Source organism: Streptomyces sp. NPDC101225 (assembly GCF_044767585.1).
Taxonomy (GTDB): domain Bacteria; phylum Actinomycetota; class Actinomycetes; order Streptomycetales; family Streptomycetaceae; genus Streptomyces.
Window position 1 is genome coordinate 1 of the sequence record NZ_JBIWOE010000014.1, and the last position, 26330, is coordinate 26330.

At 71.2% G+C, this 26330-nt stretch carries 24 protein-coding genes and 1 pseudogene; 8 read left to right on the forward strand and 17 right to left on the reverse strand.

The genetic code is table 11. The features are described 5' to 3' along the window. Together ACIRPX_RS20705 and ACIRPX_RS20710 are read right to left on the reverse strand one after the other, a co-directional pair. Positions 1 to 210, reverse strand: a pseudogene (locus ACIRPX_RS20705) (1,3-beta-glucanase); the annotation flags it as partial. Between the two features lie 193 nt (positions 211 to 403). Then, positions 404 to 1237 carry a hypothetical protein gene (locus tag ACIRPX_RS20710; RefSeq protein ID WP_404196410.1) on the reverse strand — a complete coding sequence of 278 codons (834 nt, stop codon included), beginning with the start codon at positions 1235 to 1237 and terminating at the stop codon, positions 404 to 406. A gap of 945 nt (positions 1238 to 2182) precedes the next feature. Here ACIRPX_RS20710 and ACIRPX_RS20715 point away from each other — a divergent pair. Further along, positions 2183 to 2914, forward strand: coding sequence for a ferritin-like domain-containing protein (locus tag ACIRPX_RS20715; protein WP_404196413.1), 732 nt, complete (start codon positions 2183 to 2185; stop codon positions 2912 to 2914). Between the two features lie 101 nt (positions 2915 to 3015). On the opposite strand, the gene ACIRPX_RS20720 is transcribed toward ACIRPX_RS20715, so the two are convergent. Beyond that, positions 3016 to 3600, reverse strand: coding sequence for a TetR/AcrR family transcriptional regulator (locus ACIRPX_RS20720; protein WP_404196415.1), 585 nt, complete (start codon positions 3598 to 3600; stop codon positions 3016 to 3018). A 141-nt stretch (positions 3601 to 3741) separates the two neighbouring features. Between ACIRPX_RS20720 and ACIRPX_RS20725 the strand changes: the two genes are divergently transcribed. From ACIRPX_RS20725 to ACIRPX_RS20735, 3 genes are all read left to right on the forward strand, one after another. Beyond that, the gene (locus ACIRPX_RS20725) at positions 3742 to 4305 is read left to right on the forward strand and encodes a hypothetical protein (protein ID WP_404196857.1); all 564 of its coding nucleotides are present in this window, start codon (positions 3742 to 3744) and stop codon (positions 4303 to 4305) included. A 123-nt stretch (positions 4306 to 4428) separates the two neighbouring features. Beyond that, entirely contained in the window at positions 4429 to 4566 is a 138-nt protein-coding gene (locus ACIRPX_RS20730) for a hypothetical protein (RefSeq protein WP_404196877.1), read from the forward strand. Between the two features lie 105 nt (positions 4567 to 4671). Beyond that, entirely contained in the window at positions 4672 to 5088 is a 417-nt protein-coding gene (locus tag ACIRPX_RS20735) for an ATP-binding protein (protein ID WP_404196417.1), read from the forward strand. Between the two features lie 141 nt (positions 5089 to 5229). Here the strand turns inward: ACIRPX_RS20735 and ACIRPX_RS20740 are convergent, their stop codons facing one another. From ACIRPX_RS20740 to ACIRPX_RS20760, 5 genes are all read right to left on the reverse strand, one after another. Then, a complete protein-coding gene (locus tag ACIRPX_RS20740) occupies positions 5230 to 6747 on the reverse strand; it encodes a catalase (RefSeq protein WP_404196419.1) in 1518 nt (505 codons plus the stop codon). A 434-nt stretch (positions 6748 to 7181) separates the two neighbouring features. Beyond that, positions 7182 to 8825, reverse strand: coding sequence for an FAD-dependent oxidoreductase (locus ACIRPX_RS20745; RefSeq protein WP_404196421.1), 1644 nt, complete (start codon positions 8823 to 8825; stop codon positions 7182 to 7184). A gap of 36 nt (positions 8826 to 8861) precedes the next feature. Further along, positions 8862 to 9776, reverse strand: a complete 915-nt coding sequence (locus ACIRPX_RS20750) for a diiron oxygenase (RefSeq protein ID WP_404196423.1) — start codon at positions 9774 to 9776, stop codon at positions 8862 to 8864. 345 nt (positions 9777 to 10121) lie between these two features. Continuing rightward, positions 10122 to 11030 carry a glycoside hydrolase family 16 protein gene (locus ACIRPX_RS20755; protein WP_404196425.1) on the reverse strand — a complete coding sequence of 303 codons (909 nt, stop codon included), beginning with the start codon at positions 11028 to 11030 and terminating at the stop codon, positions 10122 to 10124. A gap of 230 nt (positions 11031 to 11260) precedes the next feature. Continuing rightward, positions 11261 to 12526 carry a glycoside hydrolase family 3 N-terminal domain-containing protein gene (locus ACIRPX_RS20760; protein ID WP_404196427.1) on the reverse strand — a complete coding sequence of 422 codons (1266 nt, stop codon included), beginning with the start codon at positions 12524 to 12526 and terminating at the stop codon, positions 11261 to 11263. Between the two features lie 622 nt (positions 12527 to 13148). On the opposite strand from ACIRPX_RS20760, the gene ACIRPX_RS20765 reads away from it, so the two are divergent. The 4 genes from ACIRPX_RS20765 to ACIRPX_RS20780 all read left to right on the forward strand — a co-directional run bounded on the left by ACIRPX_RS20765 (position 13149) and on the right by ACIRPX_RS20780 (position 17408). Continuing rightward, positions 13149 to 14510, forward strand: coding sequence for a phosphatase PAP2 family protein (locus ACIRPX_RS20765; RefSeq protein ID WP_404196429.1), 1362 nt, complete (start codon positions 13149 to 13151; stop codon positions 14508 to 14510). A gap of 139 nt (positions 14511 to 14649) precedes the next feature. Continuing rightward, positions 14650 to 16305, forward strand: a complete 1656-nt coding sequence (locus tag ACIRPX_RS20770) for a beta-1,3-glucanase family protein (RefSeq protein WP_404196432.1) — start codon at positions 14650 to 14652, stop codon at positions 16303 to 16305. Positions 16306 to 16496: 191 nt separating this feature from the next. After that, on the forward strand, positions 16497 to 17102 hold the full coding sequence (locus tag ACIRPX_RS20775) for a hypothetical protein (RefSeq protein WP_404196434.1): 606 nt from the start codon (positions 16497 to 16499) through the stop codon (positions 17100 to 17102). Between the two features lie 150 nt (positions 17103 to 17252). Beyond that, on the forward strand, positions 17253 to 17408 hold the full coding sequence (locus tag ACIRPX_RS20780) for a DUF6131 family protein (protein ID WP_404196437.1): 156 nt from the start codon (positions 17253 to 17255) through the stop codon (positions 17406 to 17408). 65 nt (positions 17409 to 17473) lie between these two features. Here ACIRPX_RS20780 and ACIRPX_RS20785 read toward each other — a convergent pair whose 3' ends face one another. The 9 genes from ACIRPX_RS20785 to ACIRPX_RS20825 form a co-directional block, all read right to left on the reverse strand. Beyond that, entirely contained in the window at positions 17474 to 18814 is a 1341-nt protein-coding gene (locus ACIRPX_RS20785; protein WP_404196439.1) for a GNAT family N-acetyltransferase, read from the reverse strand. After that, complete coding sequence (locus tag ACIRPX_RS20790; RefSeq protein WP_404196442.1) at positions 18811 to 19563, reverse strand: SDR family NAD(P)-dependent oxidoreductase; 753 nt, start codon at positions 19561 to 19563, stop codon at positions 18811 to 18813. The genes ACIRPX_RS20785 and ACIRPX_RS20790 overlap by 4 nt, the downstream gene beginning before the upstream one ends. Positions 19564 to 19837: 274 nt before the next feature. Next, positions 19838 to 20662 (reverse strand): ATP-binding protein, encoded by an 825-nt coding sequence (locus tag ACIRPX_RS20795; RefSeq protein ID WP_404196445.1) that lies wholly within the window; start codon positions 20660 to 20662, stop codon positions 19838 to 19840. Positions 20663 to 20730: 68 nt separating this feature from the next. Continuing rightward, positions 20731 to 21435, reverse strand: a complete 705-nt coding sequence (gene fabG, locus ACIRPX_RS20800; RefSeq protein ID WP_404196448.1) for a 3-oxoacyl-ACP reductase FabG — start codon at positions 21433 to 21435, stop codon at positions 20731 to 20733. Continuing rightward, on the reverse strand, positions 21435 to 21662 hold the full coding sequence (locus tag ACIRPX_RS20805) for a hypothetical protein (RefSeq protein WP_404196451.1): 228 nt from the start codon (positions 21660 to 21662) through the stop codon (positions 21435 to 21437). The genes fabG and ACIRPX_RS20805 overlap by 1 nt, the downstream gene beginning before the upstream one ends. Further along, on the reverse strand, positions 21659 to 22111 hold the full coding sequence (locus ACIRPX_RS20810) for a hypothetical protein (RefSeq protein WP_404196454.1): 453 nt from the start codon (positions 22109 to 22111) through the stop codon (positions 21659 to 21661). The genes ACIRPX_RS20805 and ACIRPX_RS20810 overlap by 4 nt, the downstream gene beginning before the upstream one ends. A 331-nt stretch (positions 22112 to 22442) precedes the next feature. Beyond that, positions 22443 to 23450, reverse strand: a complete 1008-nt coding sequence (locus ACIRPX_RS20815) for an AvrD family protein (protein ID WP_404196457.1) — start codon at positions 23448 to 23450, stop codon at positions 22443 to 22445. Positions 23451 to 23755: 305 nt separating this feature from the next. After that, positions 23756 to 24241 carry a MarR family winged helix-turn-helix transcriptional regulator gene (locus tag ACIRPX_RS20820; protein WP_404196459.1) on the reverse strand — a complete coding sequence of 162 codons (486 nt, stop codon included), beginning with the start codon at positions 24239 to 24241 and terminating at the stop codon, positions 23756 to 23758. A 178-nt stretch (positions 24242 to 24419) separates the two neighbouring features. Then, positions 24420 to 26156 (reverse strand): MFS transporter, encoded by a 1737-nt coding sequence (locus tag ACIRPX_RS20825; RefSeq protein ID WP_404196462.1) that lies wholly within the window; start codon positions 26154 to 26156, stop codon positions 24420 to 24422. Positions 26157 to 26330: the final 174 nt, after the last annotated feature.

Genomic DNA, 26330 nt, shown 5'->3' on the forward strand with positions numbered 1-26330 from the left:
GTCGCCGGTCTCGGTCTGCCATTTCGATGCGTCGACGGCGGCGCCGGCGGGTCCGTCGAAGGTGTCGGAGAACGCGACAGCGGCGGCGGACGCGGCGGCGGGGGAGGCGTTCGGTGGATCCGCGTGCGCCGCGCCGGTGGCGGCGGACGCGGCCAGCACGACCGACAGGGCGGCGAACAGACATCTTCGGAGCAGGCGTGGAGAGGCCACGGCTCTTCCTTCCGTGCAGCGGCCGGGTTCATGGATGAGATGAGCCGGCCGAGGTGGGGGATGAAGGCATCGCCTCTTGATTTAAGGAATGAAGTAAGGGGGAGTCAATACCTTGGTACGGACCACTGGTCGGGTGGGGGTGCGCGGCGAGCACACCGCCGCACCGCTCGGCCGCGGGTGAACCGAAGAACCGTCAGCCGTCGTCGGGTTCGGGGTGCGCGGAGGTGTCTGTCGAGGCGTCAGGTGCGTCGCCCAGGTCGAACACGCTCTCGCGCAGGGCGCGGATCGCTTCGTCCAGTTCGGCCACACCGTGCATCAGCCGGCCGCGCGCGGGCCCCTCGCCGATCAGCGAGGCCGCACCGTGCAGATCCAGCCCGGCGTTGAAGATCTTCCGCACCACGCTCTCGCGGAGATCGGCGGCGATACGGTCCCTCTCCCGGGTCAACGACACCTCCGCCTGCAGCGCCGCGTTGGCCGTCAGCGAACTCCGGATCCGGTCCCGCAGACCATGAGCGGCCACCGCGATCAGCACGCCGAGGGCACTCCACAGCACCACGCGCCTGACGATCACCGCATCGGGTGTCTCCTGGATGATCGACGACAGCGTCTGGACGGCGACCACCGCCACCACCACGCACGCCGACTCCCATCGGCGATGGAAGAGCACCGACCAGATCAGCGGGACCAGCAGGACAAGGCCCACGCCGGAGACCACGCCCGAGGCCAGGATCAGTTCCAGGACGGAAAGGGTGTAGAGCAGGGGTACCAGGACCGGGGTCCACGCCGGCAGCCGCTGCCACGGCAGCAGGAAGGCTCCGGCGCAGGCGAGCAGGAGCGCCACGCTCAGGGCGTACTCCGGCCATGACTGCACATGACCCAAGGGCACCAGCACACTGACCGTGGCGACCAGGGCGACCAGCGCGAACGGCAGGGCCCTCGCCGTCAGGCCGGGCCGGCGGAACTGCCAGCCGACGTGGTCGCCGTCGGTGTCGGCGAGTGCCGGCCAGGGATCGGTCGGAGCTTCCACGGCAATACCCCCCACGAGACCCAAAATGCGCAAAAGCCTCATTGAAAGACAGATACGACGGTGCGCATCGTATCCATACACACCGCGTGCGGCCCACCGCCCGGGTCCGCACGCGTCAGGCGCACGTTCCGCCGGTGGGGGACCGGGGCACCCGGGCGTCGGAGCCGCCGGCGCCTGCTCGACGGAGCGACAGGCGCACGCTCACCGTGCGGGTGTCGCAGCGGTGGGGTGTGCTCCATATTCCGGACGCCGGTGGCCGCCGGATGCAGCTCCGCTCGCCCGCGGCCGCACCCCGGATCGTCCCGGCCGGGGGCCCGGCCACGCCCGCACCGATGCCGCGGAATGCCCGGTCGCGGCTTCCCGCCCGTCACGCTGTCCGTCAGCCGCCACGCGAGGCCGACGCGGGCCTGCCAGGGGGCGTCATGCGTGTGGGACCCGCCGGTGCCGCCGGCGGTCTCGTGTGCCGTGTCCATCGAGGTCACCCGTACCGCTCGCCGCGCGAACCCGATGCCGAGCGGCAGGCCGGTTGCCGGGCTGAGGGCCGGCACCTCCGCCGGGCGGCCCCGACTGCACCGGGCCGCCTCCGGCGCCGGGGCGAGGACGGTGCCGCCGTCCATGAGCGCGCCCACGGCGTCGTAGAGCGTGGTGCGGGACAGGCCGCACAAGGTGCCCGGCTCCGATCGCATCGGGGGACCGTGCTCCCGCAACAGATGGACGAACAGGGCCGCATGGTCCTGGCGCGACGTGGACAGGAAGCCGCGCTGTGGCGGCAGGCCGGTCGGGGTGTCCGCCGCCGGCGCGAGCAGCCAGGGGACGTCCTGGTGGGCATGCTGTGGGATTCCGATGTGACGGTACGTCGGGCGGCCGGCAGTGGAACGTTTCGGCGTCCGGCTGCGTCGTCCCTCTCCAGGGCACGGTTGTCGTGTCCTGGAAAGGGGAGAGCGAGTGCGGACGAGCGGCTTCGCCAAGTGGACCAGACGTTTCGAGGACGAGCGCGAGCGCAGGCGTGCCGACGGCGATCCGGACTGGGGGCGGGGTGCGACGCTGCATCCGGCGGTATGGGCCAGTATCCAGCGCTTCCAGGTGGGCGAGGACGGTGACGGAGCCAACCTCGTCGGCAAGGCGGACCAGGCCGGCGACCCCGACTACGGGCAGGCGGTCCGCCTCTTCATCGCCGAGGAGCAGAATCACGCCCGCCTCCTCGCCCGGCTGCTGGCCGCGGGCGGCATGCCGACGTTGAGCGGCCACTGGAGCGACACGGTCTTCGTGCGGCTGCGGCGCCTGATGGGCCTGCGCATGGAACTGCTGGTGCTGATGATCGCGGAGGTCGTGGCGCTGCGCTACTACCGGGCGCTGCGCGACGGCACCGGCGACCCGCTCACCACGGACGTGGCCGGCCGGATCCTCGCCGACGAGCAGCGTCATGTGCCCTTCCACTGCGAGCGACTGCACGCCTCCCTGGCGGAGCTGCCCCGTGCCGTGCGCCGCCCGGTGATGACCCTGTGGCGCCTCCTGCTGCTCGCGGTCTCGCTCGTCGTCGCCGCCGACCACGGTGCGGCGCTGTGCCGGCTCGGCATGGGACGCCTGCGTTTCGTGCGCGACGTCATGGCCTCCTCCCGCGCGGTGGTCTCCGCGGTGCTGGTGCACCGGCCGGACGCATGGACGAGCGCGGGCTGACGGAGACGGCCGAGCGGGGGCCGCTCCTGGTCTCGGCGGCCCGGTGTGCGCATCGGATCATCGCCACGGCGCGGCCGGGCGGCCACGCGGCCAGGGCGTCGTCAGGCGGTACGGGTCTGCAGAATGCCGTCGACGGCCCGTAGGAACGTTTCGGAGATCAGTGCGGGGTCGAAGAGGCAGCCGGCCGCCATGGCGCCGTCCCGCAGCATGACGAGGTGCCGGGCGGCCGGCTCCGCGGGCGCGTCGCCGATCTGTGCCAGCAGCCGGGTGATGGTGTCCAGGAACCATTGCCGGTGGGCCAGGACGGCTTGGTGCACCGGGTGGGTGGGGTCGGGGTACTCGGCCACCGCGTTGAGGAAGGCGCAGCCGCGGAAGCCGGGGGACCGGATGCCCTCGGTGATGGACGCGGCGACGGCTCTGACCTTGTCGACCGGTGAACGGCCGCTCTTCCGGGCGGCGGCGACCTGTGCCCGGATGCCCTGGTCGGCCTGGCCGAGGTACGCGAGGACGAGTTCCTCCTTGCCGGTGAAGTGCCGGTACAGGGTCGCCCGGGTCACCTTGGCCTCCGCGGTGATCCGGTCGATGCCGACGGAATGGATTCCCTCGGCGTAGAAGATCCTCGTCGCTGTGCCGAGCAGCCGGGTGCGTGCTTCCGACGTGCTGCGGCCTTCCGGGCTCCGGTTCATGGCGACCAGGATACCCAGTCGGCGAGGGAGAACGTTCGGTCTTGACAGCGGCATCGCGGTCACGCTTGGATCCGAAGTAGACAGAACGTTCTCCCTCTCGCTGGGCGATGACTCCGCCCTCCACCGTCGAAAGGCATGGCCATGGACACCCTCGTCGCCACCACCACCGCCGGCGTCCCGACGACCCTGCGGAAGCTGTACTTCCTGCGCTTCGCGTTCGCCGCCGTATGGGCTCTCCTGCTCTTCACGGCCGCCGGCACCCTGGGCCCGCTGAGTGTGTCGCTCCTGCTGGTGTATCCCCTGTTCGACGTCGCGGCCGCGGTCGTCGACGCCCGGGCCGCCACGGCGAACGGCGCCACCGCCACGCCCCTGTTCGCGAACATCGTCATCAGTTCGCTGGCCGTCATCGGCCTGGCCGTGGCCGCCGCATCCGGTGTCCCGGCCGTCCTGCGGGTGTGGGGGACCTGGGCCGTCGCCGCGGGGCTGGTACAGCTGATCGCGGCCGTCGCCCGCCGGACACTGGGCGGTCAGTGGGCGATGATCACCAGCGGTGCCCTCTCCACGGTCGCCGGCCTCTCGTTCGTCGTCCAGGCGGGCGGCGAGGCCCCCTCGCTCAAGAACGTCGCCGGATACGCCCTTCTCGGCGGCGTCTTCTTCCTCGTGTCGGCGGTGCGCCTGAACTCCGCCGCCCGCCACCAGGCATGACCCCTTCTCCTCCTCGGCCGACCGGTGCCGGACGACAGGGCTGAGCCGCCGTGTCGGGGGTAACCGAAGCAGCAACGGGCACCGGGCCTCGGGTGCTTCGAGGAAAGGAGCGTCATGCCGGGCATGATGGAGCGCATCAAGCAGTTCGCCAGAAGTCCGCAGGGACGGCGCGCGGCCGACCAGGCGCGCCGAGCCGCCGCCGACCCGCGTCGCCGGGCCCAGGCGCAGCGCCTGCTGGGAAAGCTCCGTGGCCAACGCTGAGTTCGCGGGGGTGCCGGCAAGGGGGCGGAGTCGCCTCCCTCCGCCACCGCGGGCCGAATCCATGTGGGCGTGAGTCGACCGGCACACTCTCTCGAACTGAACGGAATGATCGTCGTGGAAGGTTCGTCCCTTCGGGCAGTGGGCTGGGCCCGTACGCTGCCGTTGGACTGCGCGGTGAAGACGGCCCGGGACTGGGCGCGTGGGCATCTGGAGACGCTGGGTTGGACCACCACCGCTCCGGAGACGGTGGACGCCGTACTGCTCACCGTCTCCGAGCTGGTGACCAACGCGCACCGGCACGCCCACAGCAGCGCCCAGCTCGTGATGGCCTGTGACGACAGCTGCCTGCACGTCTCCGTGCACGACAACTCCAGCGATCTGCCGACTCCCCGCGCGGCCAGCACGGAGCGGCTCGGCGGGCGGGGCATGTTCCTCGTGGAGGCCGTGGCCGACACATGGGAGTCGCACCCCTGCCCGCACGGAAAGTCGGTCAGCGCGTGCTTCCGCGCGCCGGACACGTGAGCGCCCGACGCGTGAACGGCGGCCGGGGGAGCCGTTCCGTCAGCCGCTGAGCTCTCGGCGACGCCGGTCGGCCGTGTGCGGGTCGGTGGGCTTGCGCGCCGGCCGGACAGCGGTGCGCAAGCCCACCGTGGGCCAGGGGTGTCAGGCCTTGTCCTGCATGTCGCGCCGTGCGGGATTCCCCTGTCGGGCGGCCTTGGGGTCCTTCTCGCCGGCCTTGGCGCGCACGCCCTGGGCGATGCGGTCGCCGATGGTCTTGTCGATGTTCGACCAGTACTCGAGGGCCCGCTCGAGGACGGGTTCCGAGACGCCGTTGAGGAGATGGCCCACGACGTTGTCGACCAGGCGGTCGCGCGCGGCGTCGTCCAGGACCTCGCGTACCAGCGTGCCGGGCTGTCCCCAGTCGTCGTCCTCGGAATGACTGACGTAGGCCGCGCGTGTGAGGGCGCCGTCGGCCTCCCAGCTGGGCGGGGAGTGGCGCGCGGTGTCGGCCGCGGGACCGCCCTTGGAGTTGGGGGCGTACACCGGGTCGGCGGTCCTCCGGTAGGCCATCGCCCCGTCCTTGGAGTACGTGTGGACGTCGACGACGGGTGCGTTCACCGGGAGTTGCTGGTAGTTGCCGCCGATCCGGTGGCGGTGTGCGTCCGCGTAGGAGAACAGCCGCGCCAGCAGCATGCGGTCGGGGCTGGGGCCGATGCCGGGAACGAGGTTGTTCGGCTGGAAGGCCGCCTGCTCGATCTCGGCGTGGTTGTCGGTCGGGTTGCGGTCCAGCGTCATCCTGCCGACCGGGATGAGCGGGTAGTCGCCGTGCGGCCACACCTTGGTGAGGTCGAAGGGGTTGAACCGGTAGTGCGCGGCGTCCTCGTACGGCATGACCTGTACGTGCAGCGTCCAGCTGGGGTGGTCGCCGTCGCGGATGTGCTCGAACAGATCACGTGTGTGGTAGTCCGTGTCGGCGGCCGCCATCTGGTCGGCCTCGTGCTGGGTGAAGCACTCGATGCCCTGGTCGGTCTTGAAGTGGTACTTCACCCAGAACCGCTCCCCGGCGGCGTTGATCCACATGTAGGTGTGGGACGTGTAGCCGTTCATGTGGCGCCAGGTCCGCGGGATGCCGCGGTCGCCCATCAGCCAGGTGACCTGGTGGGCGGACTCGGGGGAGAGGGTCCAGAAGTCCCACTGCATGTCGTGGTCGCGCAGGTTGTTGTCGGCGCGGCGCTTCTGGGAGCGGATGAAGTGCTGGAACTTCATCGGGTCCTTGACGAAGAACACCGGCGTGTTGTTGCCGACCATGTCGTAGTTGCCTTCGCTGGTGTAGAACTTCACCGCGAAGCCGCGCGGGTCGCGCCAGGTGTCCGGGCTGCCGCGCTCACCCGCGACGGTCGAGAAGCGGGTGACGAGGTCGGTGCGCGTTCCCGGCTGGAAGACGGCCGCCTTGGTGTAGGCGCTGACGTCGTGGGTGACCTCGAAGTGGCCGAACGCGCCGCTGCCCTTGGCGTGCGGCTGGCGCTCGGGGATCCGCTCCCGGTTGAACTGGGCCATCTGCTCGATCAGATAGGCGTCCTGCAGGAGGATCGGACCGGCGGGTCCCACGGTGAGCGAATGCTCGTCGCTCTCGACCGGGGCGCCGGAATCGGTCGTCGTGACAGGTGGGGTCTCCGTCATCAATCTGCCTTTCGTCGTACGGAGCGGCGGCGTTCCGGGCACCTCGCTCCCGCCCGGAGCCGCTCGGTCCCGACTGACCAGGTGACCTTGACGGGCCGCGGCAAACATCCCCTTCGGGACGGATGTGCCGGCGGCCCGCGCATCACGTACGCGGCCGGGCCGGCCGCCCGGCGCGAGGAGGTGCGCGTGCTCACCGGCACGTCCGGCGTGCCCGCGCACCCTGGCAGGATGTGCCGGTTCGGCCGAGGCCGCCACCGGGAGCGCCGGAGGGCCGGGAGGGCCGAGTCCCGGATGCAGGGAAGCCCGATGATGCCGGGCCAGGCAGGCCCGGGCACCCGTGAGGCAGCGGAGGCCGGAAGGCCCCGGGCTCCCGAAAGGCAGCGGAGGGCGGTGGCCCCGGTGCTGGGTCCCGGAGCCACCGTCCTCCAGGGCGGTCATCCGCGCCGGGCCGCCTTCACGAGTTCCGGGAGCGTGGCCAGCTTGCTGCGGGGCCTGCCCAGGCGTCGTCCCCGGGACAGTTCCGCCTGTTCGATGGAGGCCATGCCGCGCGCGTCCACCACATGCCGGCCGCGACGGCGCGCCAGGCGCGCGAAGGCCTTCGACGAGAGGGTGGGCCGGGGCAGGTCGCCCGCGACGGCGTCGGAGAGCAGCGTGCCGACGGTTTCCGCGGCGCATGCCCGGTTGGCGCCGATCCCGCCCCGGGAGCCGCGCTTGATCCACCCGACCACGTACGCCCCCGGCAGCCCGGTCACCCGCCCGTTCTCGTGCGGGACGGTGCCGGAGGACTCGTCGAAGGGGAGTCCCGCGACCGGTGTGCCCCGGTAGCCGATCGCCCGCAGGACCATCCCGGCCGGAATCTCGGTCTGCCCCGCCGCACCGGTGACGCGGACGGAACGGATCGCCGCGGTGCCGTCGTCACCGGCCAGTTCCCCGGGCGCCGAGTGGAAGCGCAGCACGATGCGCCGGCCCGGTCCCGCCGGGCGCGACCAGTCCACCGCCGTACGGGGCACGTCGCGCAGCACGGCGGCGATGCCGTCCGGGCCCGCCGCGTCGATGGCGGCGGCGGTGCGCGGGTCGTGGTCGTCGACGACCAGGTCCACGCCGGCCAACCGGGTCAGCGCGAGCAGTTCGGGCCGGGTGCAGGCGGCGTCCTCGGGTCCACGGCGGCCGAGGAGGACGACCTCGCGCACGGAGCTGCCGCGCAGCGCCCGCAGAGCGTGGTCGGCGATGTCGGTGGCGGCCAGGGTATCGGGGTCGGCGACGAGGATGCGGGCGACGTCGAGGGCGACGTTGCCGTTGCCGACCACCACGACGCGCTCGGCGGAGAGGTCGACGGCGTCGGGGGCGACGTCGGGGTGGGCGTTGTACCAGGCGACGAACGTGGTCGCCGAGAGGCTGCCGGTGCGGTCCTCGCCGGGGATGCCGAGCCGCCGGTCGCCCGAGGCGCCCACGGCGTACACGACGGCGTCGTGGTGGGCGGCGAGCTCCTCGACGGTCACGTCCTCTCCGGCCCGGACCCCCAGCAGCATGCGCACCCGCGGATGGGCGTGGAAGCGTGCGAAGGTCTCGCCGACCTTCTTGGTGGTGGGGTGGTCGGGGGCCACGCCGTAGCGCACCAGGCCGCCCGCGACCGGGAGCCGGTCGATCAGGGTGACCTCGGCGCTGGTGTGCAGGAGCAGGTCCTGGGCGGTGTACATGCCGGCCGGCCCGGTGCCGACCACCGCGATGCGCAGCGCGGGGAAGTCGGCCGGCAGGGTGCGCCCGAACGCGGGCTCGTCCCAGGCGTGGAAGTTCGGGCTGCCGGCGGCCGGTTCAGGCGTCGGACGGCCGGCGTAGTAGGCGGCGTTGATCTCGACGAACACGTGCTGCGCGTCGGTGAGTTCGTCCGCCGGGTGGATCGCGTCCACGGGACAGGCGTCGGCGCACGCCCCGCAGTCGATGCAGGCCGCGGGGTCGACGTGGAGCATCTCGGTGCTGCCGAACGCCCGTTCCTGCGGCGTCGGATGGATGCAGTTGACCGGGCACACGGCGACACAGGTGGCGTCGCTGCAGCAGGTCTGCGTGATGACGTAGGGCATGGTGTCCGCTCTGATCGGCTGTGCCGGCCTGGTCGGTCAGATGAGGTGGGCGCGCTTGTAGAAGGCCAGGGCCGGCCTGGTGAGCAGCCGGGCCGAGGCCAGGAAGTCCATCAGCCCGGAGCAGCTGGAGCGCATCATCGCCTTGTGGTGCTCGTTGGACCGTGCCGCCGCCAGGGCTCGTTTGGGGTCCAGTCCGGCGTGGGCGTACACGCCCTTGTTCACCATGCTGGTGACGATGACGTAGGCGGCCACCGCGATCACGAAGGCGTGGATGTGCCGGCGTATCGGTCCCGCCTTGGCGAGGTTCCTGCGCGTCTCGTCGCGGGCGAACTTCATGTGGCGGGATTCCTCGACCACATGGATGTTGTTGATGGTCCGTACGAACGGCACGACCCGTTCGTCGCGCATCCAGTCGCGCTGCATGACGTCCAGGACCTCCTCGGCGACGAGGATCGCCGCGTAGGCGGCCTCGCCGAACGCGAGGGTCTTGAACGCCCGGCCGAGTTCGACGGCCACGCGGTGCGGCCGGTAGGCCGGTGCCCGCAGCTTCCTCGCCCCGCGGGCGAACATGATCGAGTGCCGGCACTCGTCGGCGATCTCGGTGAGCGCCCACTGGACCGTGTCGTCCCCGGGATCCTTGGCGTAGATGTCGCGCAGGATCAGCTGCTGGAGGATCATCTCGAACCAGATGCCGGTGCTGGCCACGGAGGCGGCCTCCTGCCGGGTCAGCTCCTTGCGCTGCGCCTCGCTGAGTTCGTCCCAGTACGGCGTTCCGTACAGCGTGCTCCACTCCGGGCTGGCGCCGTGGAAGTCCTCGTCGAGCGGCGTCTCCCAGTCCACCTCCGTCAGCGGGTCGTAGGAGAGCTTCGCGGACGAGTCGAGCAGCCGGCCCGCGACACCGGCGCTCGGCGCGGGGGTCTCGACGTCCGGACGGGTCGTGCTGGTTGCCATGCTCCAACTCCTCAGCTCGGATGACGGACCCACGTCCGTTCTCTGCGTGGTGCGGGTGACCGCGTGCTGCGTGCCGCATGTGGTCGCGGGCGAAGCCGATCGAGCCGCCCGGGACGGCCGAGTCCGCGCCGGGACAGCCGCATCCGTGCCGCGGACGGCCGAGTCCGCGCCTGTCCGGCGGACGTCCCGGGCCCCGCCGGCGCTCGTGGGGTGAGCTGGTTCGACGGCGGCGAAGACGGCGGGCGCTGGTGGCGCCGCAGCCCTTGTTAGACGCAATGTATAACAAGGGTCCGCGGTGTGCCTACCCATGAGTAAGGAGGTTCTGCGCGGGAAGCCTTGCGGCGGTCAGCCCCAGCCGTACGCGTAGGCCGCGACCCAGGTGATGTCGAGCTGTGCGCTGCTTCCGGGCGCCGCCCCCGGCCCCTCCAGGGCGCTCTCGTTCTGCAACACCCACGGCAACGGGCTGTCCGGCACGCCCCGGGTGTCGCTGCCGGTCAACCGCCCGTCGACGAAGAACCGCACCGTGCCCGGCGTCCACTCCGTGGAGACGGTGTGCCACCGCGTCCAGTCGTCACTGCCCGGGAAGGAGCCCTGTTCGCCGCCGCCGCAGGGATGGTGGAAGGCGGTGAGCGAGCCCGTCCACTCGCCCTCGGGATGGTCCATCTCGCAGCCGCCGCCGTAGTGCAGCCAGGCCGACTTGTAGCCCGGGGACAGTTTCGTCACCTTGATGCGCGCGCTGTACTTGCCGTAGGTCATCTGCATCACCGCACGCGGTACGACGGCGGCGGCGTGCACCGGGCCTCCGTCGGAGGGCCGCCACATCCGGATGAACATCCTCCCGTCGCCGTCCGCCGCCGGACCGACGCTCACCGTGTCCTCCGGGTGGTACACGCCCACCACGTCACGGCCCCGGCTGTTGGCCGTGTCACGCCAACCGGTCGGGTACGCCCACCAGTTGTCGCGGTACTTTCCCGTCAGGCCGTCGCAGTGGGCGCCCGAGGTGTCGGCGTCGTGATCACAGTCGCCGAAGGCGCCGAGCGGCACCCGGTCCCCGTTGAAGTCCTCCGCGAGGACCTGCCAGAACGGCCCGCAGTCGCCCCGGGGCAGACGCACACTCGTGGTGCGGCAGGCGTCGGCGGACGCGGGCGCGGCATCGGCCCCCGGGAGCCACAGCAGTCCGGCGGCGACGAGCAGAAGGGCGGCGGACAGGAGGAGGCCTCGCCTCCTGTGGTGCGGCGCCGCGTGCGAACCCATCCCAGGCTCCTCGATGCTCAGCTGCCGGCCGTGACCGTCCTCCCGCCGGGCGGCGCGCGGGAGGCCGCGTCCCCGGGAACAACCCGGAGGAGGCGGGGCGTCGCGAAGGGACATCGTCGCGCGCGAGACCGGGCAAGGCCATCCCCGGGGAGGGCAGCGAAGCGGACGCGGATGCTCCGACCGCCGTGTCCGCGGGCCGTGTCGACCTCGTCGGCGGCCGTGGGACGGGCTCACCCGCAGGACAGCAGGCCCTCCTGCTGCTTCGCCGCCAGGACGCGGTGGACGCTCTGGTTCACCTGGGTGCGGAAGGCCGGGTTCTCCGTCATCCGCAGCTGCACCGCCTTGGCCATGGTGGGGATCAGGTTCGGCTCGACGGTCAGCACCAGATCCCCGCCCGCCGACAGGAAGTTGACGGCCCGGTCGGCCGGGGGCACGGCCTTGACGGCGACCGCCTGGCCGATGTCGTCGGAGACGACCACGCCCTTGAAGCCGAGGTTCGTGCGGAGCAGTCCCTGGATCACTTTGGCGGAGAACACGGCCTGATGCCTCGGGTCGATCCTGCTGTACGTGGCCGAGGAGACCATGACGAAGGGCGCACCGGCCCTGATCCCCGAGCGGAAGGGACCGAGGCCGGCACTCGTGCTCGTGGTCACCGAGTCGACGACGTTCGCCGTGGTGTCGGTGTTGCCGCGGACGTTGCCGAGCCCCGGGAAGTGCTTCAGCGTGGCCAGCACCTTCGACCGGGCCATGCCGGCGGCGAACGCGTTGCTGTGGGGGGTCACCGTCGCGGCCGTATGACCGAACTCGCGGTCGTAGGCGCCGATCGGGGCGTTGCTCCTGCCGAGTGAAGCCGGGACCACGTCGGCCACGGGCGCGAGGTTCAGATTCACTCCGGCTGCCCTGAGCTGCCCGGCCCACATGGTGGCCTGGCTGCGCAGGTACGACGCCGACCAGCCTCCCTGCACCAGCGCGCTCGGCATGGTCGAGAACCCCAGGCCGGACAGCACCTGCACACGGCCGCCCTCCTGGTCGGTGGAGACCAGCAGGGGGACACGGTGTCCGCCCACCGTGTCGGCCTTCGCCTGGAGGCCGTCGACGAGGGCCTTGGTGGCCTTCGTGCCGGCGCTGCTGCGTCCGGCCAGGAACACCGACCCCACGTGGTACCGGCGCATCAGCCGGATCTTCTGCTCGTCGGGGCCGGACGGGGTGACGGCGCCCATGAAGAGCTGACCGACGCGCTGCGCGCTCGTCATCGCGCCGAAGGTCCGGTCGACGCAGGCCGCGGCGGCGCTGGCGGCCTTGTCCGTGGCCGCGGCGGCCCGCGGGGCCGATTCGGCGGCGGCGTGCGACGTGCAGGCGCCCGCCAGGCTCGCGGCCGCGAGCGAGAGCGTCAGCAGGGGAACGGGCCGGAGTGCCCCCGTCCTCGTCGAGTGCCCGACCCGCTTCGAGCGCCGGATCCGCTTCGAGCGCCGGCTGGGCACCTGCTGAGCTTTCATGAAATCCCTCGCGGCACGCCCTGTGCGGACCGGGTACCCCTGGGGCGGCCGCCGACGACGGTCACTCGACCCGTCCGGAAAACGTACATCCATCCACCGGTGGGCGCCTGCGCGGGCGAGAGCCGGTGCCCTGCTTCCGGGACGGTCGAAGGCCGCGCGCCCAACGTGCCCGAGAGCGCTCTCCGGTATGCCCGGCGACGCTGGGTGATCGCTGGGTGATCGCTGAGGGTTTGCTGAGTGATCGCTGTCGCATAGCTATTGACCTGCACAGATTGACTGTGTTTCGCTCAGTCGATCTAGGGGGCGAAGTGAGTCAGGGTATGGGGAGATTCATCCCGATCGCAGGCGCGGTTGCCGGGGTAGACCGGCACGCGCCTCCTCTTGCTGGCCCGTAGCGGCCTCCCTGCACCGAGCTCGTTCAGCACATCGCGTACGCCCGACAGGCCCGGCTCGTCCCCTGTGCCTGCCCTCACCGCATTCGCCTGGTGAACGGGGCGAGAACGAGGTCGGAACCGCTCCACAACCCCGTCCTACGTGAGTCCGTCCTGCTCGGACGGGCGGGCGGGAAGGGGCGGCCGGGACGGGTGACATGGCCGGCATCTAGTGAAGCGGTTCGGAATTGATGGACACACGGAGTCAACCCGGGGCAAGACTCTGGGCCGCGGTGGCGGTGGCGGTTCTCGGATTCCTCATAGCGCTGGAATGCGCCGTACGCCACTACGGCCTGCCAGGGCCGATCACCACCCAGGCCCGCGAGGTGATATGTCCGCCGAAGTCGGGTGGGCTGCTCTACGCCGGCATGGCGTTGATGATGGTGGTGCTCACCTGGCGGCAGCGGTTCCTCGCCCTGGGCGCGGCGGTCGGTGTCGACATCGTTTTCTGGTGGGTCCGCCGGCTGGCCGACGTCAGAGTGACCGACGGCCACCACTCCTTCGGCAACGGCGCCTTGTGGGTGATCCTCGGCTGCGCGGTCCTCGCCGTCACCCGCCGCACCGGCCGGGAGCGCGTCCTGCTGCTGAAGGGGGTCGGACTGGCCCTGCTGCTCGTGGCGGGCCGCAAGACCGGCGACGCCTGGCTGTTCATCACCTCCAGAACCCGTCCCGTGGTGCTCGACCAGTACGTGGCGACCGCCGACCACGCCCTGGGCAATCCGTCCTGGCTGCTGGGGAGGATCGTCACCGCCGGCGGCCCCGTCGGCTTCAACTTCCTCGACTTCGTCTACGGCCAGCTCCCGGTCGCCGCGGTCGCCGTCGCGCTCTACCAGCTGCGCCATGTGGCCACCGAACGCCGCTTCCCGCGCCACCACCTGGTGCGTACGTTCCTGGTGATCGGTCTCGTCGGCCCGGTCTTCTACATGATCTTCCCGGTGGTCGGCCCGGTCTTCGCCTACGGCACCGGCACCGAGCACTGGGCCGCGGTCAGCCTGTGGGCACCGCACATACCCTCCAGCGCGTCCTGGGCCGTGGGCGATCTGTGGCCGAGGACGCCGTCGGCGATCGCTGCTCCGCACGCGATGCCCTTCGACCACATCACCCCACGGAACTGCATGCCCAGCCTGCACACCGCATGGGCCACCGCGATCTTCATCCACTCCCGCAAGGGCCCGCGCGCACTGCGCTACGCCGGCACGTTCTGGCTGATCGCCACCCTCGCCGCGACGCTCGGCTTCGGTTACCACTACGGCGCCGACCTCATCGCCGGCGTGGTGTTCACCCTCACCGTCGAGGCGGCGCTGCGCGCCTTCGACCACGGCTGGGACCGGTCGGCCGTCCGGCTGGTCGGCCACGGAGCGGCCGTCTTCACCGCGCTGCTGGTGTCCTACCGCTATCTGCCGCTGACGATGGCGGTACACCCGTGGCTGGCCGGCCCCCTGCTCCTCCTCGCCATGGGCTCGGTGATCCACGGCTACGTCCGGACCACCACGTCCTGGGAACCGGCCGCCCTGCGTGCCCCGCGACCGGCTCCGCAACCCGAGCCGATCTGACGGTGCGTCGAAGGAGGGGTGGCGGAGTCTTGACTGTATTGGTCCAGTCCAATAGCTTCACTCGCACAGAACCGCACAAGGCACAACACCCCCCATCCGTCACCTGGCTGACGGACCACCCCCACCCGGGAGGGCCCCTGTGGTTTCGCGACGTTCCTTCCTGGCCGCGGCCGGTTCCGTCACCGCCGCGACCGCGCTCAGTCCGTTCTCACCCTCGGCCTCCACCGCTGCCGCGGCGGGCGCCTCGCTCCCCGTGAAGCTGGCGAACAACTCCGGCCACGACACCGTCTACACCTACATCTCAGGCTCCGACAGCAGCGGCTGGCCGGTCTTCGTCTCGGCGAACGGCGCCCTGAACCGGCTGCCCGATCCGTCCTCCCCGGTGACCCCCATCGCCGACTACTCCATCGCGCTGGGCGCGTCCGGTTCGGCCGGCACCACCGTCAACCTGGCCGACTACGTCATCGGCGGCCGCGTCTGGTTCTCGGTCGGGAAGAAGCTCCAGTTCTTCGTCAACCCGGGCAGCCCGCCCGGAGTCGTGCAGCCCGCCCTGGTCAGCTCCGACCCCAACTGGTCCACCAACTGGACGTTCTGCGAGTTCACCTTCAACAGCGCCAACCTCTACGCGAACATCTCCTACGTCGACATGGTCGCGCTGCCGATCTCGATGGCCAGCACCGGCAGCGGAGGCAACCAGTCGGTCAGTCCGCTGCCCGCGGGCGCACTCGGCTCCATCGCCTCCGGCCTGCAGACACAGCACGCCTCCGACGGCGCCCCCTGGGACAGACTGGTGGTCACCGACTCCTCCGGCGGGGTGCTGCGCGTCATGGCTCCCGCGCACTCACCGGTGGACTTCGGCGGCTACTGGGACGACTACCTCAACCGGGTCTGGAGCCACTACGCCTCCACCCCGCTGACCATCAACGGCCAGGGCAGCATCGGGTCGTACACCGGCACCGTCTCCGGCAACGCCATCGTCTTCTCCGGTCTCAACACGAACGGCGTGCCGTTCACCAAGCCCAGCGCCGTCGACATCTTCGGCTGCGCGTCCGGTCCCCTCTACAACTCCGGGGCGGACGCCCGCGGGGCGATAGCCGCGCGGCTCGCCGCCGCGATCAACCGCAGCACGCTCCTGGTCCCCGGCGGCAACAACAACCCCGACGGCGTGACACCCTCGCAGTACTACCAGGACCCGATCACCAACCACTACGCGCGGCTCGTCCACAGGTACGCGAGCATCGGCTACGCCTTCCCCTACGACGACGTCGGCCCCACCGGCTCGGCCCCCGTCGACGGGCACATCCAGGACGGGGCGCCCACCTCGTGGAGCATCACCCTGGGCGCCGGTGCCTCCGGCGGAGGATCGGGCGGCGGCTCGGGATCCGTCAGCGCCTACAGCACCATCCAGGCGGAGTCGTACGCGGCGCAGAGCGGGACCACCACCGAGAGCTGCTCCGACACCGGTGGCGGCAGCGACGTGGGCTACCTATCGAACGGCGACTGGCTGAAGTTCTCCTCCGTCGACTTCGGTTCGGCCTCCCCGAACCAGTTCCAGGCCCGCCTGGCGTCGGGGGCCGCCGCCGGCGTGAGCGGCGCCGTCCAGGTGCGGCTCGACAGCACCGGCGGCACGAAGATCGCCGAGATCGACTTCGCCAACAACGGCGGCTGGCAGAACTGGCAGACCGTTCCCGCCAACATCGTCGCCTCCGCCACCGGCGTCCACGACGTCTATCTCGTCTTCTCGGGCAGCACCTCGGACTTCACCAACGTCAACTGGTTCACCTTCACCCGCTGAACGGACGACCGCTCGGCCGTCGACCTTCCCGGCGTGCGGGCGCTCGTGGGCGAGAGGGGCCTCGTCCAGTGATCGCCCGGGCCGGGGCGGGCGCGCGCAGCAGCCGCACGGCGGGATGGCCTGTCGCCTCCGTCGCCGGTACCTTCGCGGCTGTTCCCCGGTTCCCTCCAGCAGACGGGTCGATGCGGTTCATGATGAGTGAGGCCGACGGCGCCGTGGCCGGCGCGGCGCTGGTGAGGATCGTTCCCGCCGAAATCGGTGAGGGCGTGGCAGGGGTTCTGGCGGGGGCGGTGGCCGACGTGCTGGTCTGGTCGACCGTGGACGATCTGCGGCTCTCCGGCACCGCCGGACGCGTTCAGGTCATCGGCTTCGTCGCCCTGACGCTGCTCTGGGCGATCAACCTCCTGGTGTACCGGCCGCGCCAGTTGCGTGCCTTCGGCTCCGCCGTGGCGGTGGAGGAACCGCTCTTGCCGGAGCGGAGGCAGGAGCAGATCCGCCATCTCAGGCGCGGTCGCGTCCGCGTGGCCGCGTTCGTTCTGTCGGCGACGCTGGGAAGCGCGTACCTGATCCGCATGCCGCTTGTCGGCGTGGCCTTCCAGCTGGTCCTGGTCCTCGGTCTCCTGCACACCTGGCGGACGGCGGTCTGGTGGGAGCGTCGACACGGCCTCCGCCTCTGGAAGCCGGCGCTGTCCGCCGTGGGGCGTGAGGCATACCGTCGCGCGCCGTACTACGTGACGCCCGCCGAGGGCGGCCCGGCCGTGAGTGAAGGCGGTTCCTCCGGGCCGGAGGGCCGCTGATCCCCGGACCGTTCGGCACGGCCGACCGGGGCCCCGCCCGGCCTCGCCCCAATACCGCGTCGGCTCCTGCTTCTTGCCGTAAGGAGGTGGGGGTGATGTTGCCGCTTGCGGGCACCCGGGAGGAAACACGGTCACCCCAGGAGGTACTCCATGATCGCCCTCGGCATCATCCTGCTCGTCCTCGGTTTCCTGACGGGCATATCGATCTTGTGGACACTCGGCATCATCCTGGCCGTGGTCGGCGCCGTCTTCTGGGTCATGGGATCCACGGGCCACGCGGTCGCCGGCCGACGCCACTATTGGTGACGGCGACGGTCTCCGACCGGCATCCGACGCACGGCCCGGTGCTCCCGAGTACCGGGCCGCCGGCGTCAACCGGCGCGGATCCGGTGGTCGAGACGGACCCGGTCGCGCAGTTCCACGCCGTCGACGACGGTGCCGGGCGCGTAGCCGGTGCGAGGGGTGAAGGCATCTCGTTCGACCGACTCCATCCGGAATCCCATGCGCTGGTAGAAGCGGAGGTTGCCGATGTCGGCCGCGGCGGTGGCGACCAGCAGCCGCCGCCCCGACTCCCGTGCGACCAGGTCGACGGCCCGGTGCACGAGACGTGCGCCCACCCCCGTGCGCTGCACGTCGTCCCGTACCGCCATGTTCTTGATTTCGAGGGTGCCGGCCTCGTCGGTCTCCGTCAGCTGCAGATGACCGACCACCTCCGTTCCCCGCAGCGCGACGAGCACCCGCCCGTCCTCGATGTAGGAGGCGAGTTGCGTCGGTGAGTCCTCGGCGAGTTCGAACAGCGGCCTGAGCCTCTCCCGTGGACCGTCGTACCACTCCACCGTCACCTCGTCCTGGCCCGGGGCGCATGACCCCGGCGGAACCCGCCGTACCAGAACGGCACGGGTGTAGAGCAGGTCGAATCCCCGGCGCTGCACGTTCTGCTGGGACCTGGACCCCGGCTGGGTGGTCACGACGGCGATGTCGCAGGCGGCGGCGGCATCGGCGAGCCGGGCCGAGAGCAGCGCCGTCTGGACGCCGCGGCGGCGGTGCGCGGGGGCGGTCGCCGCCCCCGTGAGCTGGGCCACGCCGTCCGCCATGCGCAGGCTGCCGCCTCCGGCCACGGCGCCGTCGCGCAGAGCGATGTAGTGCACGACGTCGGCGGCGGCGAAGTCCCGTTCCGCGTTGGCCAGCACCTCACGCGGGAAGTCCTCGTGCGAGGGAACGCCTTGCCCGTCGGGATGGGCGAAGCCGTCGGCGACCACGTCGAGCCACGCGTCGAACTCGCCGTCGCGGCACACCCGGACCTCGATGCCCGGGGGAGTGACGCGCTCGCAGGTGCCGTCCAGGGCGAGCCCGAGCACGTTCTCGGACGAGGTGAGCCGGTAGCCGCGGTCCGTGAGCAGCGCGCCGATCGTGGGGTCGGCCAGCTCCGAGACCTCCGCCTGTACGGGAGCGCCACGGAGGGAGAAGGCCCGTTCCACCTCGTCGAGCAGGGCCGCGTCGGGAACGCCGGCGAATCCGAGTCCGGCGATCTTGTTGAAGGGGGACCCGTCCTCGGCGAACGTGGCGACTCCGCCCGCCACCCGCGTCACGAAACCGCCGTCGTCTCCCCGGCCAAGGCGTGCGGCCGCCGTCGCCGCGGCCATCAGCTGAGCCTCGGCGCCCTCGATGCGCCGCGCCAGGGCGACGTCACAGAAGAGCGGTGATCGGTTCATGTCTCGTTGCATCCTGTCCGCCTGCATCCCGTCCGCGTACTCAGTTCCGAGGCTAGGGCGGTCCTGGCCGCGGTGTGCTCCGCCCGAGCGGTCGAAATCCTTACGGTTCCGGAAGCGCGGCGGTGGGCGGGCGAGGGCTGTGCGGCGGTACGGCCGGCGTCGCCGGCGATGGTGGCGCCGGTGAGGCAGGCGGACCGGTCCGTGGCCAGGAGGAGGATCACCTCCGCGGTCTCGCGCGGTGTGGCGAGCCGGCCGAGGATCGTGGTCCCGGCGAAGTGCTCCGCGCCCTCCTCGCCCACCGTGCCGAGCACCATGTCGGTGCGGGTGGGACCCGGGGCGACGGCGTTCACGCGGACTCCGGACGGGCTGAACTCGGTCGCCCGGGTACGGGTCAGCGACTCCACGGCCGCCTTGGTCGCGCCGTACACGGACAGCCCGGGCACGCCGATCCGGGCGGCCATGGTGCTGACGTTGACGATGCTGCCGGCGCCCTTGGCCACCCTGGCGGGAGCCAGCGCCGCGGTGAGGAAGTACGGCGCGCGGATGTTGGCCGCGACGGCGGTGTCGAACGTGTCGACGTCCTGGTCCACGGTCGGTGCCCCGGGGAAGACCGCCGCGTCGTTGACCAGGACGTCGACGTCGCCCGCCGTCTCGGCGAGACGGCGCAGCGACGCGAGGTCCGTGCGGTCGGCGGCGATGAAGCGGGCCCGGCCCCCGGCGTCCGTGATCGAGTCCGGCCTGCAGGCCATGCACGATCGCGGCGACCTGGACGGAGACCCGGAGGAGCTCGTGCTCGCGACCGTCGCCGCGCTCCAGGGCGGCCTCCTTCTCACCAACTGCAGCGCCAGGTGCGGCCGTTGGAGGTGGCCCTGGACGCGACGCTCGCCCACCTCGCATCGCACACCCCACGCACCTGACGCGCGGTGACGCGGCTGCCCGCGACACCGCCGGCGACCGCGACTCAACGACCCTCGCATGGGGGTGAGGTGGCCGACGCCGGCGGGGGAGGGGTGCCGCGGCGGGTCAGAAGCGCATCGCGTAACCGATGCGCCGGCGCAGGGACTTGGTGCGCTGCGCTTCATGGAACCGGTCGTCCTCCTCCAGGACCTCGATGGCTTTGCGGACCCGGACACCGGCCTGGTCGATGGCCTCGTCGAGCGGCATCACCAGGGGCAGGTCGAAGATGTCGACGATCTTCGCCACGCGTTCACGGACACTGCCGCCCACCACGTGGTACGGGATCTGCAGCTCCTCGAGCGTCTCGATCAGAAGGTCGTCGGACAGCTTCCGGAACGTCTCGGACACCGGCCGGTGCCCGTCGGCCTTCATGGCGAACTCGACGGGCAGATGGACGTAGGCGTCGTAGATCCGCTTGGCCCGGGCCTTGGTGACGGCTCCGTAGGCGTCCATGTACTGGCGGTAGAACCGCTTCACGGGCAGCCCGGCGATGTTCTTCACCGCCTTGGTGAGCAGGCCGGCGCCGGGGTTGATGCCGACCCGCATCCGGGCCTCGCCGTAGATCCACTCGTGGATCACGGAGCCGTCGGAGATGAACGGCCCGTCCCCCGCCTCGTGGTGGATGCGTTCCTCCAGCCGCCGCAGCCCCAGCATCGTCAGTTCCGAGGCGCTCAGCTCCTGGACCTGCTTGCCCGGGACGAGGTCCATCAGGATCTCGCGGGAGGTCATGGCGTGGGTGCGCGGAATGCCGGTGGCGATCGACAGGGCCTCGGTCGTGGTGCTCTTGCCGCTGGAGTACGTGCCCGAGATGGCCAGGTGAAGGCCGCGCTCCGGGATCGGGGTCGCGGCTGCGGGGGCCGTCCGGCCTGCGGGTGTGCGTGTGTCACTCATGGGGTGTTCTTCTCTCGTCGTGAGGGTCGGTGGTTGCGGTGGGAGCGGCGATGCCGGGCGGTGCTGTGTCATCCGCCCAGGCCCAGACCGCCGCTGACGGGCAGGACGGCTCCGGTGACGTAGCGGCCCGATTCACCCGTCAGGTACCGGACCGCGGCGGCGATGTCCTCCACCTGGCCGGAGTGGCCCAACGGCGTGATGGACAGCAGGTGTTCGCGCCGGCGGTCGGTGATCTCGCGGCTCATGTCCGTGTCGATGAGGCCCGGCGCGACGACGTTCACCGTGATGTTCCGGGGACCCAGCTCCCAGGTGAGGGAGCGGGCCATGCCGAGCATCCCCGCCTTGGCCGCACCGTAGTTGACCTGTCCCGGCGCGCCGTACGCGTACGTCATCGACGACATCAGGACGATCCGGCCCCATCGGGCCCGCACCATGCCGCGCACGGCGCGCCGCACGGTGCGGAAGGCGCCGTGGAGGTTCACGTCGACGACGTCGGTGAAGTCCTGTTCGGCCATGCGCAGGAACAGGGTGTCGCGGGTGATGCCCGCGTTGACGACCAGCACCTCGACCGGCCCCTGCTCGGCCTCCACCTTCTCGAAGGCGGTGTCGATGCTCTTCGCGTCCGTCATTTCGGCGCGGACACCGAACAGCCCGGCGGGCGGTTCGGCGGCGCGGTGCGTGATGGCGACGCGGTCGCCGTCGTCGGCGAGGGCGCGGGCGACCGCGAGTCCGATGCCGCGGTTGCCTCCGGTGACCAGGACTGAGCGTCCCATCAGTGACTCCTCCGCTCGGTGGTGCCGTCCCCGTGACGCGTGAGGGCGTGGCGGACGCCCGGCCGACGGGCGAGCGCGAGATTCACGGCCGCCGTCACGGCGATCAAGGCCCCGATCTCCCCCTGACTGGGCACCTGGCAGAAGGCGCCCACGAGGCCGGGGCCGGGGTACGGGGCGCCGTCGCCCGCGTTCAGGTCCCGGTGGAGCTCGTTCTCGGCGTCCCTCATCGGCCCGCCCCGCTCTCGCACCCCGCGGCCGCGCACGGCCGCGGACCGGCGACGAAGAGGTGCTCCACCGCCGCGGCGAGCCGCCCCGCGGTCAGCGCGTTCGGCAGCAGGCGCCGGGCGAAACGGGGACTGGGCGGCAGTCCCTCGTACGTCTCCTCCGTCATGAGGGGAGGCAGGAGGGCCACCGGTGTACGGGACAGGGCCGCGTCGCTGTCCTCGAGGAAGCGGGCCGCCCGGCTGCGGTGGGCGTCGGGCAGCCAGTCCAGGAAGGGCAGTTGCACCTCGACGACCTCGTCGTCCGCCGGTTCGCCGGTGCCGGCGGCCGCGAGGGAGTCGAGCATGTCGCAGGGCGCGGCCCGCAGTTCCTGCCGCAGCATCGGTACACGGCTGTGCGCCTCGTCGAGCAGGACGAGCAGCGGCCTTTCCCTTTCGATGTGCTCACGCACCATCGCCAGTTGATTTTCGTCCGGCCAGATTCCGGTGGGTGTCCAGTGCCTCGTACCGGGTTGTGGAGCCGGCTCCTGCCAGAGCACCCGGGCCGGTCCTTCGAGTACGACGAGCACGTCCCCGAAACGTAATGTCGGTGAAAAACGCATGCTTGATTTCATCCCCCGTGATTGCTGCAATTTCTGTGATGCCGAGCGGCCGAAGACCGTCCGGCCGCGCCGTGTTTCGCCCCCGGGCATTCCCCGAATGCCGTGTTCATGGCGAAGCGGCGATCGAATGTCGCGGCCGGCCGCGGTGCCGGAAAGGGCTGCCCGGCGGGCGCGGTGCCCGCGGTCAGGCGGCGGTGGGCAATCGGTGTGCGAGTGAACAGCGGCCGCTGATGCCCGAGAAGTCGTCGACGGCGAGGTCGGCGGTGCGCCAGGTCTGCCCGCCCATGGTCAGAAGCCGGCTTCCGGCGGTGCGGACGGTGGTGGCGAAGTCACGGCCCAGGGGCCGTACCGGTGTCCGTGTCTCCAGGGCGAAACGGCGCATCCAGAGCGTGTCGGTGCTGCCCCTGGCCAGTCCGTCCTGCGCGTAGAGCAGGGTCTGGGCCAGCTGGGCCACGCCCACCAGCGCGTCGACGGGCGAGACGGAGGGCCCGTAGGCCGCCTCCGCCCCGTGCGCCTCGGCGTCCGGCCGTACGGTGACGATGCGCTGACGGCCGTGGATGCGTTGCCGTTCGAGGTCGACGTGGACGTGCTCCGCGTACTGGTCCCGGTTCTTGTAGCCCTCGCCGTAGTGCCGGGCGCCGGCCGGCCCCAGTGCGTTCGCGACATCGGCGAACGTCGCGGGGCCCTCGACGCGGCCGCCGCGTTCGTGCACCAGCGAGCAGCGCACCCGCAGTCCGCCGACTCGGCAGCCGAACGTCGTGGTGGTGGCCGTGTCGGCGGACGCCGCACCGCCGGACTCCGGTCCGTCGACGGCCAGGATCCGGCCGTCCACCGGGAAGTCCGCGAGGTCCTCGTGCGGAGAGCTGCCCGCGCGCACGTCGGCCTGTCGCAGCCAGGTGCGGCGCTGCTGTGCGGCGGTCAGCGCGAAGGCCCGGCCGAGGTGTATCTCGGCCAGCGTCACCGCCATGACCAGTGCGTCGATACTGCTGAGATGAGGCCGCAGTTCGCGCGCCCCGGACTTGCGGGACCAGTCGCGCGGATACGTCAGGGTGCCTCGTGCGGTGACGAGCGCACCCGGTCGGTCCGCGCCGTCGGTGGTGATGTCCGTGAGGTCCTGGACGACTCGCTTGTAGCCGCTTCCGAAGAAGCGCGTGGCGCCTGGACCGAGGCAGCTGTCAAAAGATCCGTACACTAAATCCGTGCTGCTCATTCCCCCGTGTACCTTTCCCCGTGTTGCGGGCGTGACGCCCGGGTACCGGAGCCGTCCTTGAGCGGTCGGCTCCGGACAGGAAAGACACTAACACGGTCGAGTTGGGGCAAAGTAAGGACTTGAGGGCGCTTGTGATGCTCTCCACAATTCCCCGAAAAGGTGTATCAGGGAGCGGATCGATTAATTCCGCAAAAATTTCCCCGCGGGCGGATTTCTAAATTCCAGTAAAGTGGGAGGTCGAAATCCGCCACACGGGGAAGCGGGAGAGTGGATCATGTGCGGGTGGATCACTCGCAGGCGATCACACGCGGCCAGCGATCGGCGAGCAGGTCGCCGAGCACGGCCCGCAGCCGGTCGCGGTCGGCCTCGGGCACGGCGGACAGGAAGTCCCGCTCCACCCGGTCGACGGCGTGCCCGGCGCGCTCGAGTGCTTCGCGACCGCCGTCGGTAAGGCTCAGGATGTACCGCCTGCGGTCGGAGGGGTTGCGGCGGCGCTCGACGTGGTCGGCGCCCTCCATCTCGTCGACCAGCGCCACCATCGTCGTCGGGTCCAGGTTGAGCAGTCGGCTCAAGTCCTGCTGGGACAGGCTGAGTCCGCTCTCCAGGGCGGCGAGGACGTAGAAGTAGCGCAGGCGCATGCCCTGTGCGGCGAGGGCCCGCTCCGCGTCCTCCATCAGCAGTACGCCGGCCTTGTGCAGCAGGTATCCGGTCCTGCGCACGAGGGGCAGATCGAGTCCGGCGGGTTCTGCCGGGCTGGGCGTCGCCTGTGTCATTCGGGCCGCTCCCCTTGTCGCTGAGGTGACCGTGCGCGGCAGGCGGGCGACCGTTGGCCGTGCTGAGCGTCTCCGGTGCCGATCGTCGGTTCTTCGAAGGGTACTGGCCGAGTCCGCCGGCCTCCAAGACCGGGCAGCCGCGCCCCCCGACGCGGCTGACCGGTGGCCGCGACCCGTGTCAGTACGTCTCGGCGGCCGGTTCCTGGCCTCCGAGGCCCGTGGCGGGTGCGGTGGAGGCGGCGGGTGCGGTGGATGTGGGGCGGCCGGCGCTCACCGGCGCTGCCCACTGCCCACCGTCACCCTTTTCCATGGGCCCCATCGGTTGCGCCGTCTCCATGCGCGCGCTCTCGTGAAGGTCCCTGGTGCGGACGAAGGCGAATCCGATGAACGCGCCCACGGCCGCGACGGCGGCGCAGACCAGCATGACGTCGGTCAGACCGTTCACGAAGGCGGTGCGTGCCGCCTGGTCGAGGGCGGGGACCAGCTGCCGGGGCGCGCGGCTGAGCGCCTCGCTGCCGCCGCCCGCCGCGACCGCCTCTCCGAACCCGTGGGCGGCCGGGCCCAGTTGACGCCCCGCGTCGGACCCGACGAAGAGGTCCGTGACGCGGCTGTGGAACACGGCGCCGAAACCGGCGATGCCGATGGCGACGCCCACCTGCTGGAAGGTCTCGCTGATGCCCGAGGCCATGCCCGCCTTGGACGGCTCCACGACGGCGATGGACAGCGAGGCGCGTGAGGGGTTGAACAGGCCCATGCCCACACCGATCCCGAACATGCTCGGCAGCAGCGCGGTCCAGGGGGTGTCGGGGCCGGTCAGCGCGACGAGGGCCAGTCCGGCCGCGATGAGCGCGAGCGAGACCCCCATGAGCAGCCGCTGCGGCACCCGGGTCGTCAGCGAGCCGGCGGCAGCGGCGGCCACGAACAGGGTCAGCGTCAGCGGAAGGAAGCGCAGACCCGTCTCCCAGGGAGAGAACGCCAGCACGTTCTGCACGTACGAGACGAGGAGGAAGATCGCGGACATGGTGGCGGCGGCGCACAGCAGTGTGACGGCCGAGACGCCGTTGAAGGTGACGTTCCTGAACAACGACAGCTGCAGCATGGCCCGTTCACCCCGCTGCCGCTCGACCACGGTGAACACCACGAGCAGGACGCCCGCGCCGGCGAACATGGCGATGATCGGCGCGCTGCCCCACCCCTCGGTCTCGCCGCGCAGGAGCCCCAGTACGAGCAGGCCGAGCGCGCCGGAGAAGAGGACGAGCCCCCACCAGTCGAGAGCGGCCGCCGGCTCCTGCCGCCGTTCGCGCATCCGCAGCAGGCTGATGACCAGGGCCACCAGGCCGACCGGGACGTTGACCAGGAAGATCCAGCGCCAGCCGAGCCCGTCGGTGAGCGCACCGCCGATCAGTGGTCCGAAGGCGATGGACAGGCCGACGACACCCCCGAAGACGCCGAACGCCTTGCCGCGGTCCCGGCCCTGGTACTCCTGGCCGATCAGCGCCGGGCCGACGGCGAACAGGACGGCGCCGCCCAGCCCTTGGATGCCGCGGGAGACGGAGAGGGTCAGCGCGTCGCCGGCGAGACCGCAGGCGAGCGAGGCCAGCAGGAAGACGACGAAGCCGACGTTGAACACACGCTTGCGGCCCAGCCGGTCGGCCAGCGACCCGGCCGTCAGGAGCACCGCGGCGAGCCCCAGCGCGTAGGCGTCCAGCACCCATTGCAGCGAGGTGAAGCTCGCGTCGAAGGCCTGCCGGATGTCCGGGAGCGCGACGTTCACCACGGTGAGGTCGAGCAGCAGCATGAACGTGGCCACGCAGACGACGGCCAGCGTCCATCCCCGTCCGCCGTCTGCCTCCGCGGTGGTGCCCGCCCCGGCGTCAGGAGCCTGCCGCGGCACCTGGGTCGTTCGTTCCTTCATCTTTCCCCCGAGCTTCGATGATCAAGTTTCTCAATCATCGGAATCACCGATGATTTGAAAAGCTATGAATCCGTCGGGTGGCCTGTCAACGCCTTCACCGCCTTTTGGCCGGTACCCGACGGCGTCGCTCCGAGCCTGTCCCTGGGAGTACTGGTACAGGCGGGATCTGGAACG